This window comes from Streptococcus sp. 9903 (genome assembly GCF_013276625.1).
In the GTDB taxonomy this organism is placed as follows: domain Bacteria; phylum Bacillota; class Bacilli; order Lactobacillales; family Streptococcaceae; genus Streptococcus.
This window is the reverse complement of the sequence record NZ_VMLI01000006.1, coordinates 97,273-114,194: the sequence shown is the minus strand read 5'-3', so window position 1 is coordinate 114,194 and position 16,922 is coordinate 97,273. Positions and strand designations below refer to the sequence as shown.

General features: G+C 41.9%; 14 protein-coding genes. 1 reads left to right on the top strand and 13 read right to left on the bottom strand.

Annotation, left to right across the window (positions count from 1 at the left end):
• Positions 1-160: 160 nt before the first annotated feature.
• The 5 genes from brnQ to HT696_RS03625 form a co-directional block, all read right to left on the bottom strand.
• Positions 161-1,486, bottom strand: a complete 1,326-nt coding sequence (brnQ, locus tag HT696_RS03645; RefSeq protein ID WP_173283034.1) for a branched-chain amino acid transport system II carrier protein — start codon at positions 1,484-1,486, stop codon at positions 161-163.
• 171 nt (positions 1,487-1,657) lie between these two features.
• The gene (locus HT696_RS03640) at positions 1,658-1,945 is read right to left on the bottom strand and encodes a rhodanese-like domain-containing protein (RefSeq protein ID WP_173283032.1); all 288 of its coding nucleotides are present in this window, start codon (positions 1,943-1,945) and stop codon (positions 1,658-1,660) included.
• Between the two features lie 160 nt (positions 1,946-2,105).
• Positions 2,106-2,684: a uracil-DNA glycosylase family protein gene (locus tag HT696_RS03635; RefSeq protein ID WP_173283030.1), complete on the bottom strand. Its 579-nt coding sequence runs from the start codon at positions 2,682-2,684 to the stop codon at positions 2,106-2,108.
• A 53-nt stretch (positions 2,685-2,737) separates the two neighbouring features.
• Entirely contained in the window at positions 2,738-4,138 is a 1,401-nt protein-coding gene (gene pepV / locus HT696_RS03630; protein ID WP_173262971.1) for a dipeptidase PepV, read from the bottom strand.
• 12 nt (positions 4,139-4,150) lie between these two features.
• Complete coding sequence (locus HT696_RS03625) at positions 4,151-4,756, bottom strand: nitroreductase family protein (RefSeq protein ID WP_173283343.1); 606 nt, start codon at positions 4,754-4,756, stop codon at positions 4,151-4,153.
• Positions 4,757-4,927: 171 nt separating this feature from the next.
• On the opposite strand from HT696_RS03625, the gene HT696_RS03620 reads away from it, so the two are divergent.
• Positions 4,928-5,728: an amino acid ABC transporter substrate-binding protein gene (locus HT696_RS03620; protein WP_173283028.1), complete on the top strand. Its 801-nt coding sequence runs from the start codon at positions 4,928-4,930 to the stop codon at positions 5,726-5,728.
• A gap of 65 nt (positions 5,729-5,793) precedes the next feature.
• Here the strand turns inward: HT696_RS03620 and HT696_RS03615 are convergent, their stop codons facing one another.
• The 8 genes from HT696_RS03615 to recJ form a co-directional block, all read right to left on the bottom strand.
• Positions 5,794-6,627: a metallophosphoesterase family protein gene (locus HT696_RS03615; RefSeq protein WP_173283027.1), complete on the bottom strand. Its 834-nt coding sequence runs from the start codon at positions 6,625-6,627 to the stop codon at positions 5,794-5,796.
• Positions 6,617-8,464, bottom strand: a complete 1,848-nt coding sequence (uvrC, locus tag HT696_RS03610) for an excinuclease ABC subunit UvrC (protein WP_173283026.1) — start codon at positions 8,462-8,464, stop codon at positions 6,617-6,619. The genes HT696_RS03615 and uvrC overlap by 11 nt, the downstream gene beginning before the upstream one ends.
• Positions 8,465-8,502: 38 nt before the next feature.
• Positions 8,503-9,204 (bottom strand): M57 family metalloprotease, encoded by a 702-nt coding sequence (locus tag HT696_RS03605; protein ID WP_164176765.1) that lies wholly within the window; start codon positions 9,202-9,204, stop codon positions 8,503-8,505.
• Positions 9,205-9,282: 78 nt separating this feature from the next.
• Positions 9,283-10,515, bottom strand: a complete 1,233-nt coding sequence (gene murN / locus HT696_RS03600) for a peptidoglycan bridge formation alanyltransferase MurN (protein ID WP_173283025.1) — start codon at positions 10,513-10,515, stop codon at positions 9,283-9,285.
• Positions 10,516-10,519: 4 nt separating this feature from the next.
• Complete coding sequence (locus tag HT696_RS03595) at positions 10,520-11,740, bottom strand: aminoacyltransferase (RefSeq protein WP_050111454.1); 1,221 nt, start codon at positions 11,738-11,740, stop codon at positions 10,520-10,522.
• Between the two features lie 111 nt (positions 11,741-11,851).
• The gene (locus HT696_RS03590) at positions 11,852-12,631 is read right to left on the bottom strand and encodes an alpha/beta hydrolase family protein (protein WP_173234561.1); all 780 of its coding nucleotides are present in this window, start codon (positions 12,629-12,631) and stop codon (positions 11,852-11,854) included.
• 68 nt (positions 12,632-12,699) lie between these two features.
• Positions 12,700-14,361: a ribonuclease J gene (locus HT696_RS03585; RefSeq protein WP_000065626.1), complete on the bottom strand. Its 1,662-nt coding sequence runs from the start codon at positions 14,359-14,361 to the stop codon at positions 12,700-12,702.
• A 173-nt stretch (positions 14,362-14,534) separates the two neighbouring features.
• On the bottom strand, positions 14,535-16,757 hold the full coding sequence (recJ, locus tag HT696_RS03580; protein WP_173283342.1) for a single-stranded-DNA-specific exonuclease RecJ: 2,223 nt from the start codon (positions 16,755-16,757) through the stop codon (positions 14,535-14,537).
• Positions 16,758-16,922: the final 165 nt, after the last annotated feature.

Here is a 16,922-nt window from a genome sequence, read left to right as displayed (position 1 = left end):
GGATAAAAAAAGAAAATCACTCCTGTAGACTTGGCTACAAAAGTGATTTTATACTCAATGAAAATCAAAGAGCAAACTAGGAAACTAGCCGCAGGCTGTACTTGAGTACGACAAGGCGACGTTGACGCGGTTTGAAGAGATTTTCGAAGAGTATTAGTGATTATTCCATTTCAAAAACATCACTTTCTTGCTTGTTTGGTAGAACCAATGATAGCAAGATTCCAACGATGGCTGGCACCAACCATGGAAGAGAGGCCTTGGCAAAAGGAAGAGCCTTGACAAGATTTGCAAGAAACTCAACCTTAAACGAGCTTCCTAGTACGCTTGCAATGGCAATAGCTGTAACAACAGCAATTGTCAACTGCATACCCGGTTTTGAAAGAGCCACAAATTTGTTGACAATGACAATCATAACGATGGCAATCGTGATTGGGTACAAAATAACCAATACTGGAATTGAGTACTTGATAATCGCATCAAGACCCAAATTGGCAATGGCAAAGCCAATCAAGGTAAAGGCTGTCGCATAAACCTTGTAGCTGATTTGTGGGAAGCGTTCATTAAAGAACTCAGCTGTAGACACAATCAAACCAACAGTCGTTGTGAAGCAGGTTACGGTAACCATAGCTGCAAGGAAGAGTTGAGCTGTTGAGCCAAAGATTTCTTGAGTGGCTTGTGACAAGATGTAAACACCTGGTGTTCCACCCTTCATCGCCTCAGCTGGTACCGGGAAATGATTTCCAAGGAAACCTAAACCGATGTAAAGAGCGCTGAAGGCAAGGGCTACAACGATACCAACCACCCAAATAGTTGAAATGTATTCTTTCTTACTTGAAAATCCAAGTTGTTTCAAGGTTTGAACTGCGATTACGCTAAAGGCAACTGAAGCAAGAGCATCCAAGGTATTGTAACCTTCTAGGAATCCTGTCCCAAAGGCAGAAGCTTGATAAGCAGCTGAAGCAGCTTGAGGACTTGTTCCACCGTATTTGAAAGCTCCTAGAACAACCAAGATGACAATCAAGATTGCAAAGACTGGTGTTAAAACACGACCGATACGGTCCAAGATTTTAGATGGATTAAGCGAAATCAAATATGCTGCTGCAAAGTAAAGAACCGTAAAGACAATCAAGCCAAGACCTTTATTTGCATCCGACAAAAGGGGGCTAATCCCTACTTCGTAAGCTGTTGTAGCAGTACGTGGGATAGCAAAGAATGGACCGATTGACAAATAAAGAACCGAGAGGTAAAGAGTCGCAAACCAAGGCGCTATCTTTGTTGAAATCTCGTAGATATATCCTTTAGGATTTAGCGTTCCAATAATAAGAGTCAAGACGGCGATACCGACGCCTGAAAAGACAAAACCTGCGATGGCAGGAAGAAAATGTTCTCCAGATAGGGCACCTAGAGAAGGCGGAAAAATCAAGTTCCCCGCACCAAAAAATATTCCAAACAGGAGTAAACCTGTTAGGGCACCTTTTTTAGCCATGTAAATCTCCTTCATATTTATAAAATACTGACCTAGTATATCATGAATAGGAGTATGAAAAAAGCTTCACGAAGTAAATATTGAATGTTTTCAAGATTCTTAAAAATGAGAATTGTCTAAAAATAAAATTCTCCTACCCAGTCCACACCAAGCAGGAGAAAATTCTTACGTTTAGAGTTCTTCAAAGGCAGTCATACCACCTTGTACATTGATAACCTCATAACCTTGTTCTGATAGGAATTGGCAAGCACGCGCCGATCTCATTCCAGATTTACAAATAACATAATGTAACTGGTCCTTATCCAACCGATCATAGGTATCAGCCAATTGACTAAGTGGCAGGTTGTGGGCTCCTTCTAAGTGAAGAGCTTCAAACTCATCCACTTCTCTCACGTCCACTAGAGAAAGTTGGTCGTTTTGGTAAAGCTGGTAAAATGCGTCAAAGGTTATTTCTTTCATTCTTTTTCTCCTAATACTCTTCGAAAATCTCTTCAAACCACGTCAGCGTCGCCTTACCGTGCGTATAGTTACTGACTTCGTCAGTTTTATCTGCAACCTCAAAGCTGTACTTTGAGCAGCTTGCGGCTAGCTTCCTAGTTTGCTCTTTGATTTTCATTGACTATAAAATGGTTTTAATTCTTTTTTTCAAATCTGGCACCACTTCCGACTCAAACCATGGATTTTTGGCCATCCAGATTTGATTTCGAGGTGAGGGGTGAACTAAAGGAAAATACTCTGGCAAGTAGTTCTGGTAATGTTTTACCCGTTCTGTCACCTTGCCACTGATTTTCTCTTGTAAATAGTAGGCTTGGGCATACTGGCCAATCAAGAGGGTCAATTGGATGTCTGGTAATTCTTGCAAGAGCTGTGGATGCCATTTTTCTGCAAACCCAGTTCTCGGTGGCAGGTCACCTGACTTACCATGCCCTGGAAAGTAAAAATCCATGGGCAAGACAGCAAAATAACCTGAATTGTAAAAGGTATCTTCATCCACACCTAGCCAGTCACGCAAGCGGTCACCACTCTTATCCTTCCAATAAAGGCCTGCTTCTTGGGTTTTAAGTCCCGGTGCCTGACCGATGATATTGATGCGAGCAGTCTTTGGCGCTGCAAAGAGAGGTTCAATGCCACGCTCTGTATAGCTGGCATTCTGTGAATCTGACATGATAGCCTGTTTGATTCTTTCGATTTGAGACATCTACTTTCCCTCCAAAAAGAAGTCTAAGCATAAGATCTCAGACTTCTATCGTTTTATTTGATCAATTCGTAAATAGCTTCGGCATAGATTGCTGCTGCTCGGAAGAGATCATCCAAGGCGATAAATTCATTAGCTTGGTGCATGGTGTCAATTGAGTCTGGGAACATGGCACCGTAGGCAACTCCGCGTTCGAGCAAGCGACCAAAGGTTCCACCACCGATAACTTGCTCGTGACCTTTAAGTCCAGTTTGTTTTTCATAGACATTCAACAAGGTTTGCACAAGTGGATCTTCCATTGGCACATAGTGAGGCGTGTGACCATGTTCAGAAAGGCTAACAGAAGCAACTGGCAAGTTTTCAAGGATTGACTTGATTTGCTCTGGACTTGTTCCTTTTGGATAGCGGATGTTAAGGGCAATGGTATTGTCAGCACTTGTTTCATCGAAGCGGAAGACACCGGCATTCATAGAAAGAGCACCCATCTTTTCATCCACATGAGCAATCTTGAGATTTTCACCCTCATGGTCGTTCAAGAGAATTTTACCAGCGATGTCAAGGTAGTCTTTAGCTGGACCAGCAAAGTCAAACTGGTTAAGGAAGAGGGCTAGGTAAGTCGCACCATTGACACCTGAAGCAGGCATAGCACCGTGGGCTGATTTACCAATGATGGTCACCTTGTATTGACCGTTTTCTTCTTGGAGTTCTCCTCTAAGTTTGTGTTCTGCAACAAAGGCATCTAGTTTAGCTTGCAAGTCAGCTAAATCACCTGAAATAACTGCTGTTGCTGATTCAGGAACCATGTTTTCACGTAAACCACCTGTGAAGCTGTGAAGACGGGCACCACCTGCATTTTCACCTGCAAAGTGAAGGTATTCCGTGATATTTCCTTTTTCACCATTGATGATAGGGAATTCAGCGTCTGGAGAGAAACCGAAGTCTGGTTTGGCAAGTCCTACGTGCTCAAAGTAGTAGTCCATGTCTGCCCAGCCTGATTCTTCGTCTGTTCCAACAATAAAGCGAACTTTCTTAGAAGTTGGAAGGCCCAATTCTTTGATGATTTTCAAACCATAGTAACAAGCTGTTGTAGGCCCCTTGTCGTCCGAAGCCCCACGCGCATAAAGGCGACCATCTTTGATAGTTGGTGTGTAAGGGTCTGTGTCCCAACCGCTACCAGCTGGCACCACATCCATGTGGGCAAAGATTCCGAGAACTTCTTCTCCATCACCAAATTCAAAATGTCCTGCGTAGTTGTCAACATTTTTAGTTGGGTAGCCATCACGATCTGCTATTTCAAGGAATTTTTCCAAGGCTTTTACTGGACCAGGTCCAAATGGATGCTCAGCATCAACCTTGCTATCATCACGTTCTGAGTTGATTTCCAAAAGGCTAAACAAGTCAGCCAAGAGGTCTTCTTTGCGTTTTTCTACTTCTGCTGTAAAATCAATTACTGTCATTTTTTCTTCTTTCTATCTTTTCTCGATGATTTCATCTACTGGCAAGCGGTAGCTTGGTTCCAATTTTTCGTCTGTGTAACCCACTGTGATCAAGAGTTCTGGGCGGAAACGGTCTTCAATTTCCAAAACCTCATTGACTTTTGATTTGTCAAATCCAAGGATCAAATTTGATCCGATTCCTTGGTCTGTAAGAGCCAGAACCAAGTTCATAGCAACCAAACCTGCATTGAGGGCTAGGTAGTCGCTGACTTGTTGTTCATTGTAACGGGCAAATTCCGTAGGCAAGTTCTTCATGAAATATTGAAGTTGTTCTTCTGAGAAATTCTTTGCGCCACCGACACGGGCAATCTTGCGGGCACGTTTAGCCAAATCTGTGTCTGTAAACAAGGCAATAGTTACAGGCGCTGATGATACCTGTTCAAAGTTTGAACCGTAAGCCAATTTTGCTAGTTCGGCATTTTTCTCACGTACCACCACAAATTTCCAAGGCTGGCTGTTGTGGGCGCTTGGAGCCAAGGTTGCAATTTCGATAGCCGTACGCACATCTTTTGGATCAACTGGCTTATCAGTGAAATGCTTAGTCGCATGACGTTTTTTATTTAATTCAAGAAATTTCATAATCGATTTCCTTTTCTAATTCTACTGCTTCCATTCTACCATATTTTGAAAGAGCTTGCAGAGATTTTTCATGATTAAGTTTTTTCTATCACAGACATAAAAGATATATATTGGTTTATCAGGAAAGTTTCTGATAAACTAGCAAGTACTTTACATTTGAATGGAGACATTATGAAAAAATTTAGCCTATTACTAGCTATCCTACCATTTTTGGTTGCCTGTGGGAATCAAGCTACACCCAAAGAGACTAGCGCTCAAAAGACAATCGTCGTTGCTACAGCCGGCGATGTGCCGCCATTTGACTACGAAGACAAGGGTAATCTGACAGGCTTCGATATTGAAGTCCTAAAGGCAGTGGATGAAAAACTCAGCGACTACGAGATTCAATTCCAAAGAACTGCTTGGGAAAGTATCTTCCCAGGACTTGATTCTGGTCACTATCAGGCTGCAGCCAATAACTTGAGTTATACAAAAGAGCGTGCTGAAAAATACCTCTACTCACTTCCAATCTCGAATAATCCCCTCGTCCTTGTCAGCAACAAGAAAAATCCTCTAACTTCACTTGACCAAATCGCTGGCAAAACAACTCAAGAGGATACTGGAACTTCAAACGCTCAATTCATCAATAACTGGAATCAGAAACACACTGATAATCCTGCTACTATCGATTTTTCTGGCGAAGATATCGGTAAACGAATCCTAGACCTTGCTAACGGAGAGTTTGATTTCCTAGTTTTTGACAAAGTATCTGTTCAAAAGATTATCAAGGACCGTGGCTTAGACCTTTCTGTGGTTGACTTGCTTTCTGCCGATAGCCCCAGCAACTATATCGTTTTCTCAAGCGACCAGAAAGAGTTTAAAGAGCAATTTGATAAAGCACTTAAAGAACTCTACCAAGACGGAACACTCGAAAAACTCAGCAATACCTATCTAGGTGGCTCTTATCTCCCAGATAAATCTCAGTTACAATAAGACATGATAAAAACGATTGGCTGGTCCAATCGTTTTTAGTTTGCATTGGTTATCTTAGGGAACTCTTACAAAAAATCAAAAAATTTCTTCACATCTTCTACATACCCATGCTTTTCTATTAAGCTGGCTAATAATTCCAGATTGTGCCCCTGATAGTTATCTTCACGACGTAGCTCTTCATACATTTCAATAAAAGGAAGGCCCTTGGACTTGGCCAATTCTAACTCCGCTTCATAATCATAAGCGACTTTACGAAATAGGATATTTACCAATTCCCCATCTTCAACTTCTATCACGGCATACTGGGCACGGTGATTTTTTAACGCATCCCAATTAAAATAGGGCATGCCAATCGACCCTGGATTGATGATTTGTTGCCCTTGACTGCCGTAACGAAGCAACTGCTTGTGGACATGACCATAGACTGCTACGTCCGTTTCCTCATCTAGCAGTTGGTCAAATTTTTCTGTATCATTCCCAACCAGTAGATCCCCACCATAGTTTTTGTCAGGTAAATTATGAGAGATAGAAAAGCGTAGTCCCTCAACTTCTTTCTTTTCCAGCAAAGGCAAGCTTCGTAGCCAGACAATCGTTGCAGGATCCATTCGCTCCATCAAAAACTGGGTCATGCGCATTGACTGGATTTCTTTCGGATGTTCCAAACCATATTCGCCATCCAAGGCCTCAAGGACATGATCATCCCAATTGCCTCGAACACTGGCTGTGATAGGAAGGTCCTTTAGCAGGGCGACCAAGTCATTCGCACCGGGACCGGGAAGAAAAATATCTCCCAGAAGCCAGTATTCACTGACTCCTTGGTTTTTAGCATCTGCAATCACTGCTTCTAGGGCAGTTGTATTGCCATGAATATCTGATAAAATTGCGATTTTATGATTCATTGTGTTCTCCTTCTATTTGATAATCAACTCTTTCTTCCGCCACTTGAGCTAATTCCTCTTCTTCCTGCGGGTTCAACTTTCTTTGCACAGCCTCTGCAACCGCTCTAGGTACTCCAACTTCGACAATCTCATCCACACTGGCTTCCTTGATTTTGGTCAAAGACTTGAAATGCTTCATGAGATTTTGCTTACGTTTAGGCCCCAGACCGTCAATGCCATCCAGTTGTGATGAAAAAGAATTTTTGGAGCGCAGTTGGCGGTGGAAGGTGATGGCAAAGCGGTGGACCTCATCTTGAATGCGTTGGAGGAGGAAAAATTCCTGAGAATTACGAGATAACTCCACCACCTCAAGCGGATCTCCAAAGAGCAATTCATGGGTTTGGTGCTTATCATTCTTTTGCAAACCTGCAATGGGAATATCCAAACCCAGTTCCTCTTGGATGACTAGCTTAGCGATATTGACTTGACCTTGTCCCCCATCGATGACAATCAAATCTGGGGGAGTCAAACCGTCACGCTGTACTCGACCATAGCGCCTCCGAATGACTTCTCGCATACTGGCATAGTCGTCTGGCCCGACTACGGTCTTGATTTTATATTTACGATAATCCTTCTTACTAGGTTTTCCGTTGATAAAGACTACCATGGCTGAAACAGGACTGGTCCCCATGATGTTGGAGTTATCGAAGGACTCGATGCGAACTGGGGTTGGGATTTGAAGCAAGCGTCCTAGATTTTCAATAGCTCCTTGGGTCTTCTCGACAGATTTCTCTAGCAGGTTGAATTTCTGCTCTAGGCTGACTCGAGCATTCTTTATAGCCAAATTGACCAGTTGTTTTTTCTCACCACGCTGGGGTTTGACAATCTTGGCATCCACCAAGGCCCTGACAGCTTCTTCGTCAATATCCTGTGGAATCAATACCTCATTGGGAACCAAGTGAGATTTTTCTTGATAGAATTGTCCCACATAGGTTAGAAAATCCTCATCCGGATCATTGTAATAGGGAAAAAGATTGACGTCACGTTCAATTAACTTGCCCTGACGAACAAAGAAAACCTGAACACACATCCAGCCCTTATCGACATAGTAGCCAAAGACATCCCGATTTTGGAGATCCTTAGCCATGACCCGCTGCTTGGTTCGAAGCGTTCCAATGGCCTGAATTAGGTCACGGTATTCCGCCGCACGTTCAAATTCCATAGTCTGGGCAGCACTTGCCATCTTGCCCTTGAGGTCATCGATAATTTGATCATCCTGCCCTTTCAGAAAATCAGAAACCTCCTGAGCCATAGACTTGAAGTAGGCCTCATCCTTCTTACAGATGGTATGGGCCATACATTGACCGATATGGTAGTAAAAACAGACCTTAGACGGTGGGTTTGTACACTTACGAAAAGGAAAAATCCGATCTAGCAACCTCTTGATTTCATTGGCTGCTCCCACATCTGGATAAGGTCCAAAGTAGAGAGCTCCGTCCTTTTTGACCTGTCGGGTGATAATCAAGCGAGGATAGCGCTCATTGGTAATTTTGATGAAGGGATAGAACTTATCATCCTTGAGCATGATATTGTACTTGGGCTTGTTTTCCTTGATTAGGTTGATTTCTAGGAGAAGTGCCTCAATATTAGACTCCGTAACGATAAATTCAAAATCCACAATTTCAGACACCAAGGCTTCTGTCTTGGTATCGTGACTCCCACGGAAATAAGACCGCACGCGGTTACGCAGATTTTTAGCCTTTCCTACATAGATAATGGTGCCGTTTTTATCCTTGTGAATGTAGCAACCAGGGCTGGTCGGCAAGAGCTCTAGTTTTGATTTAATCAAGTTGTTCATAATTCCATTATAGCAAAAAAGTAGGGAAAGATAGTCCCCTACTCATTGGTCTCATATAATTTTCGAAGTCTTTCAACATCCTCTTCCTGGATACCATAAAAAGAACCTGCTGGTTGCATCACAGACTTCTCATCTGTATGGTCCAAGCCAATCGCATGCCCCAACTCATGTTCTGCCGTATGGACAATGCGCTCATAGGAATAGCCATAGTCTGGATTGGACAAATAATAATGATTCAGACGCACCGTTACAGACAAGAATTGACCCGTCAAGAGATTAGTTTGACTTTCCGCCTCTCCTGCCACAGGAGTGCTTCCATCGTTCATCTCCGTAGCCAAGATATCCGCCTTGCTGGACTCAGTCACAATTTCAAAGTTAAAAGCATCAGTTTGATTCCAATTCTGGATTGCTTCTACATAAGCTTCTTGAAAGCGTGAATCCATCTGGGGATCCAAGTAAATACGAGCAGAAGCCTGCGGCCACCTTCCTTCAGAGTGTTGGTGGCTATCTGTCTGGTTCAACTTAGGCAGTTGCCCTATTCTTTCCCATTGGTCAATACTTTGTTGACCAATTTTTACTGACCGTTCTGCTTGCTTTAGCGCTCCTTGGAAATCCCCGTTCAGATACCAGAGAAATCCAAAAGCAAGAGCACATAAGAGTACAACTATCCAAACCAGGCGCCAAAACAAACGCCACACAAAAGAAAAGAAAGCCCCTATCAAACGAAAAAGCCAGCGCATGTCCCTCCACCTTTCTAGCAAATAAAGTCTATTTTACTAAAACAAGCTGAAAGAAAACTAAATACTGGCTTTTTCATCTTAACGTCCTACTATTTTTTTGAATAACTGGATAGCTTTGTATTTTAAAGGTGATGGATGGTGACGGAAAGTACCTGCTTTGCGTACAATATAGCCATTAAAATTCTGTTTAAAACGCAAAACGCCATCACTACCATCAAAAATCCCTTGAATGCCTAGGAAGTTGTATTTAGGTATTCCACGTTTTATGCTTTCCAACATAATATATTTTTGAAGCAGTGCAGGGGCATAGAACTTATTAAATTCAGTGTAGGAACCACTAAAGAGGTAAGTCGTTTCCTGAGGCATATAAACAAATAAACTCCCAGCTAAAACAATATCTTCTTCCCCATATTTTTCAATCAAGTCTCGCGCTTCTGCTTTTCGAACTTCAAACGTTTCAAATTGACTAGAATATTCTCTCAGTTGATTTTGTTTTTTCTCAGAATGAGGATTTTTACTCAAATCAAGTCGCAACTTATCCAAGATTTCTTCTAGTTTACTTTGTTCACCTTGCAATTTGCTCATATAGTCCGAAAAATTTAAGCTTGCTATGAGAAACTCCGCTTGTTCTCCAAAAGCATCATAAAAATGCTCATAGTATTCTAAACTTTTATCACTATATTCTCTACGTTCAGAGGTTTCTTTTGTGATGTTCTTAAAAATTGATAACTCTTCACGTTTTAACTTTTTCAACCGAATGCCAAAGGTTTCAGCCTTTTTCACCAAGGGTTTCCCTTTTTTGCTAAAACTTTTAAGCAAGTTCTTTTCAGTTAATTCTGTCAAATCCTTATAATATAACCAATCCGGCTCTCCACCTGGATAACCCGTTGTCAATCCATCAAATTGATAACCTAAATCAGTCAAACCTTGAATCATACTTTTTTTCTCAGCATCTATTGAATTACCTTGGCTATCAAAAGTTTGATAAGTTTCATAAGGTTTTACAAGCAACTCTAATACACCATTTTGCTTGGCATATTCTTTTAACTCCGCATAAAAAACTGGAAGAGCATCTTGTTGGGTATAAATCGGCCCCGAATTGATCTCCATATGCAGACCACCCAGCATGGGCAAGCTATAAACCAGAGCTGCAACTTGAATCTCTCCTTCTTGTTTCAAAGCAAGATAAACAATTCGAGCCCCTCTTTTTTCTAGCAAATCCCCCATCTGGACAGATTGCATAAAGGAACGAGAAGAAACCTGATCAGAATAAGCCTGAAACTCTTCTTTCGTGAGTGTAATTAGTGCCATATACTTACTTTCTATGTTTTTTTCTTAATGTTTTACGGAAATCAAGAGCAAGTCTTAACAGAGGATAGAGAGGATGAGTGGGCATTGTAAATTCACCCAAATATTCTTCAATCGTTGGATTAAATTTTTCCTTAAAATGATAAAGACCACCATTGAGAGAGTTTTCAACACCACCTAAATTTTGCCAGACCATACCTCGCTCAAAGGTATAGCGAGCCGTTTCATACCAAGTTAAAATCGGAGCATTGTAACGTTTAAAAGCATCATCCATACCAGCATATAGATTGACAGAGGTAGTACCAAATTCCAAACTCAAAGTAGCCGCTAAGGGAACTCTCGCTTGACCTGCATCTATATATTCCTGCAGGAAAGTCAATTCCTCTAACAAACGTTCTTTTTCCTTCTTCTGCGCTTCTACTTTTGAAGTGCGAGTCGACTCAGTAAAGGTCTCTTCCAAGGCTCTATTTTTCGCCAACTGTTCTTCTAATTCTTGCGAACGTTTAGAGACATCCAAGGTTGCCAAGGTGATGTAGGCCTTGTCCTTAAAATTATCTAACAATTTTTTATAATAGGCTTCATTCCTCAAATGAATCTCTTTCCGCTTCTCGGTTTTTTTCATCAAAAAGGAAAAAGACTCCAATAATTCAGTTCCGCCAAATTGAATCTCTACCCCCTTATTCCGTGCTGTTCGAATAGCCTGTTTTGTTGATTTAGAAAGTTTATCTTCTTCAAAATTTTCTTTATATATTTTCGCCTGAATACGAGGCTGAATGGTGTCATCCATTTCGGTTGTCCGCCCAGACCACTTCACTCCTAATTGCCCTAAAATCTCAACAATAGAAAGTTTTTCAGGATATTCTGTTTTATCTTGATTAACCAAATGTTGAGATAGACAAATACTTGGATCGAAAGTCACAAAAACCGCTCTCTTACTGCGAGCATAAGACTTAATGGACTGAATGACAAAACTCAAAAGTTCCGTATCCCCATAATCCAATATGGGTCCTCTTGGGACGTAAAACATTTTATAGCCTAGCGGAAGAGCTCTAATCAAAATACTAGCTGTCGCCAGTAATTTTTCTTCCCTGTAAACACCAAACTTCTCATGTTCCCAGTCAGACTTAACTTCCTCCCAAGCACTGCTTTGTAATACATTGCCTAATTCATGGTCTTTGACAAACTGATCATATTCTAATGCGGGAATGCCAATTTGATAACGGTACATTTCCTACTCTCTTTCCTCCAGTATCTTATTACTATTCTACTACTTTCGCTTGAAAAGTCTAGTGAAAACATATTTTATTTTAGTTCTACTCCCCCTATGCTGAAGTTCAAACTAAGTCAATCTCTCTTCTAATTTGAAATCAATCGGTAGGGTTGCTAGAAACCGTTCCAATTGTTTTTCCCAGTAATACCATTCGTGACTTCCAGCACTATGGCTATAGCTCACATCAAAGCCCAGCTTTTTGAGGTTTTTCACTGCGAGATTATTGGCTTCATACAAGAAATCCTGCTCGCCACACCAAGCCCAGAGCTTGGTCTTTTTATCCGATTTTTTAGCCAGACTTTCAAGAGAATAGGGGCTAGCTGTCCAATCTTTAATCTCCCCAAACACACCTCTCCAATAAGCCGGTGTTCCCAAATCTTGGCTTTCAGGAGAAAAATCTTGAAAGCTAAGAGCACCTGAAAAACTAGCTGCATGAGAAAAACAATTTGTAGCAAGAGCCAATTTGAAACAGCCATAGCCTCCCATAGAGAGACCAGCGATAAAGGTCTTTTCACGCTTGCTAGTCATGTTAGGGAAGAAGCGTTTTAAAACCTGTGGTAATTCCTCTGCTAGAGCTGTGTAATAATCAAAACCATATTGGGTATCGGTATACCAACCGTTGCTGGTATTGGGCATAACAACTATGAGATTGGTTCCTCGAAGTAAGCGTTCTACATTGGTTCTCTTGAGCCAACTATTATGATTACCAGACATCCCGTGCAAAAGGTACAAGACTGGAATATCTTCACACTCTGGTTCTTCCACTCGATTGGCATCGGGGTAAAGAACATTCACTCCCCACTCCATATCCAAAACTTGTGAGTAATACTCAATTTTCATTACTGCCATGATTTGCTCCTTCTATTTTCCGATAAGAAAAAGCCAAAACTCGGCTTTCTCTCTGTTTATTTCAAAGATTATTTCGCTTCCATCACCACTGGTAAAATAGCTGGACGACGTTTGGTTTGGTCAAAGAGATACTTGGTCAAATTATCACGAACCTTCCCTTTAAGATCTGCCCAGTCAAAGTCATCTCCTTGAAGATAGTCTTCTACCGTCTGGTTAATCAATTCTGAACTTTCACGGAGAATATCGCGACTCTTCTTGAGATAAACAAATCCACGCGTGTGAACACGAGCCTTAGCTACAATTTTCTTCTCACGTCGGTTAACTGTAATTGCGACGATGAAAATGCCATCCTCTGACAAGACCTTACGGTCACGAAGAACCACATTTCCAACATCACCTATAGCATTTCCGTCAATCAAGACATCGCCTGCCGAAACCGCGCCAGCTGGGACAAAGTCCCCATTCTCATAAGCCATACTGGTTCCCTTTTTAGGGATAAAAATGCGTTCTGGCAACATCCCGACCGCCATAGCAGCCTTAGCATGGGCATCCAACTCACGGTATTCCCCTTGAATTGGGAAGAGATACTTAGGTTGCAAGAGATTGATCATCAACTGCAAATCACGCGCATTTCCGTGCCCTGATACATGTAAACTTTGGGTAATCAATTTGACAACCCCTCCTGCCTGATAAATCATATTTTCCACACGCGCAACGAAGGCTTCTTTAGCAATAGACGGAGCCGTAGCAATATAGACCAGGTCCCCATCCTTGATTTCTACATAACGATGGCGACCAATCGACATCTTACGAAGTCCATTGATAGGTTCACCCATACGACCTGTCTCAAGAATAATCAACTCATGGTCTTCAAAGCGAGACATATCTTTCGGCTTAATCAAGAGAATTTCGTTGGCTAAAGACAACTTCTTGAGACGAATCGCTGTGCGGACGATATTTTCAATATCAAATCCTGTCAAGACGATACGTCGACCTGTTTTATCCGCAGCGTCAAAAATCTGCTGGATACGAGAAAGGTTACTGGAAACAGCTGCAACGATGATACGACCTTCCCAGTCAGCAATGGTTTGGGTAATTTCATCTCTAACTTCACTTTCACTAGCCACCTGAATATTGCTGTCCGCATTGGCCGAATCACTGAGGAGAGCCAGGACGCCGTCACGACCGATTTCTGCCAAACGAGCGAAGTCTGTCGCATAGGATTCACTAGCTGTCTGGTCAAATTTGAAGTCACCTGTATAAACGATGCTACCTTCAGCTGTCTTCAAGACAATTCCCAGGCTCTCTGGAACGGAGTAAGTCGTAGGGAAGAAGGAAACCACTGTCCCACCAAAATCAATCTCCGTATCTTCATCAATAACATGAAAATCATTAAATTTCTTGACTGCGTCATTTCCTTTGACAAAGAGTTTTGCCAACTCAATGGTCAACTCAGAGCCAAATACAGGTACCTTGGCTTCAGCCAAGAGATAAGGCAGAGCACCAATAGCATCTGCATGTCCGTGAGTTAAAAATACCCCAGCAATTCGATCTTTATTTTCAAAAAGGTAGTCCATCTTTGGAATCACCACATCGACCCCTAATTGTTCATTTTCGGGATATTTTAACCCTGCATTCAAAACAAAAATGGACTCTCCAATTTCAGCAATGTACATATTTTTCCCATTTTCACGTACACCACCAAGTGTTGTTAAACTAATATTACTCATTTTTCCTCCAAAATCTTAGTTTATCTTGATTATAGGGTTGCTTACCCTCTTATTCTAAAAGCACTATTACTGTTAGCCGAATCTTTTCCTACCATTATACCATTTTTTTGATGATTTTCAAAATGAAGATTTGTTTTCAAAAAAGAGCTGGTTTCCCAACTCTTTCCTATCTGCTATTCTCTTTCCATTAAAAAGTCATAAATTTCTTGCACGGTACCCAGCGCCATCATTTCTTGGTCTTTGACGGTTTGTTTGAGATTTTGGTAAATCTGACTTTCTCCGATTTCCCGCTTTGGTGCCTCTTTATTCACCGTCATGACACCATCTTTGATTGTCACAAAGCCTAGCTCTTCAAACACTTGAATTATCTTGACCAGCAAGATTTGTTGGATATTGAGATAAGCAGCCAAATCCTTGAGCTTGTAGCGAATATCAAACTCTGGAAACTGGTAGATGGTCTTGTACAATTTAGCAAACTGTTCTCTAGTCCCATACCCTGTCAGATAGTAGGCCTTGTCAATATCATTTTTGAAATAGACAGCAGAAAAATTCTGCTCCTGAAAAATGGTCTTCAACAGAGTAATATCCTCAGGTATGGTTTTCACGACAACCGCTTCACTAGTCGCTAAATCCGGCAATTCTCCAGCAAAATCCAAGACTGGAACCCCTTCTGGCAAGACTGCATTCTTCCCACGGATGTTAAAAAGTTGAACACCCTCCACACGCGCATCCACCATCATCAACTGGAGAGCAGTTTGGCCATTCCATTGATTGACAGACAATTTGACTGCCAACTCTAGATTCTTGGTTTGAGCAAATTCTGTTGCCCATCTACCTTGTCCAAATGCTACCACTTCAAAACTCGCCTCACCCTTGGAAATTTTCAACTTGAGATGGGCATTACCTGCTCCCATAGTACGGGCACTTTCAACCTGAAAATCCTTTATATAAAAGACAGGTTTCTGATTGTCCATGCCAAAAGGTGCCAAACGTTCAAAACTTTTGACCGTTTCCAAGCTAAGTGTCTCCAAATCCAGTTCTTCATCTAGATTTAACTTGTTCTTACCACCAGCATCCGCACCTTTTTCACGGACATAATCTTCCAAGACCTGAGATAAATCTGAGAGTTTCTCCACTTCCAGCGTCATTCCTGCTGCGCCAGCATGACCGCCAAATGCGATAAAGAGGTCGCGATGGGGATCTAGGGCTTCAAAAATATCTACCGCTTCCACACTACGAGCACTACCCTTGGCACGACCATCTTCTATATTAAGAACGATGACTGTCTGCCCTAGTTCTTCCAGCAAACGACCAGCAACGATACCCAGAACGCCAGGATTCCAGCCCTCCTTGGCCAAGACTTGGACCTTCTTCTCAGGGTCCACCATGGTCTTAGCTTCTTCATAGATAGACTGGACGATTTCCTTGCGCTCTTCGTTTTTCTGATGAATCATAAGGGCAATCTCGTGAGCTTCCTCATCATCAAAGCCAGTCAGCAAATCAATGGCAGGATTGGGATCATCCAAACGGCCCAAGGCATTCAAACGAGGGGCAATCTGGAAACCAACCGTTTCTTCTGTTACTTCGTTGGCAGCAATCCCAGCCATATCCAGCATTTCTTGTAAACCAATGCGCTGAGTATGTCCCAACATTTCCAGACCATACTGAACCAAGATACGGTTTTCATCCGTCAAACTCACCATATCAGCAATGGTACCAATAGCGACCAAATCAAGCAATTCCACTTGCACTTCTTCTAACAGGGCACAAGCCAGCTTGAAGGCCACTCCACAACCCGCCAAATATTTGAAAGGATAGTCCGCATCTGGATGTTCAGGATGAACGATGGCATAGGCATCAGGCAGGGTTTCAGGCATGGAATGGTGGTCGGTCACAATGACATCGACTCCCATAGACTGTGCCAGTTCAATGGCCTCATGACCAGCAACCCCATTATCCACCGTCACAATCAAGGAAATTCCTTCTTGCTCGATAAAGTATTTATAAACACTAGCATTTGGACCATAGCCATCAGTAAAACGATTGGGAAGATAAACCCGGCACTCAGCACCAAGTTGTTCCAAACTTTCCTTAACAATAGAAGCCGAAGTCATACCATCCGCATCGTAATCACCGTAAACGAGAATATTTTCCCCTTCTTCAATGGCCTGACGAATCCGAGCCACTGCCTTGTCCATATCATGGAGCAGATAAGGGTCATGCAAGTCCTTCAAGGAAGGTTCTAAAAATTTTTTCAGACTTTCTTCGTCTTGAATCCCTCTTTCAAATAATAAGCGAGCCACCTCAGGCCCCAGTCCAGCCTTCTTGGCTATCTTTGTAAAATCCGCATCTTCTACCTGCGGGGCAAACTGCCATTCATAAGTAGGTGTTATCAAAAAGACATCCACTCTTTCTAAGAATTCTATTGCTTCATTATAACATGATTTAGGCTTTTTCTCTATCCAGATTGCTTTTTTATAAAATTTTAGTGAATTTTTAAGATATGATTTGACAAGACAAATCTTTTGGTGTAGAATCATGTTATAAAATATAACACAAAG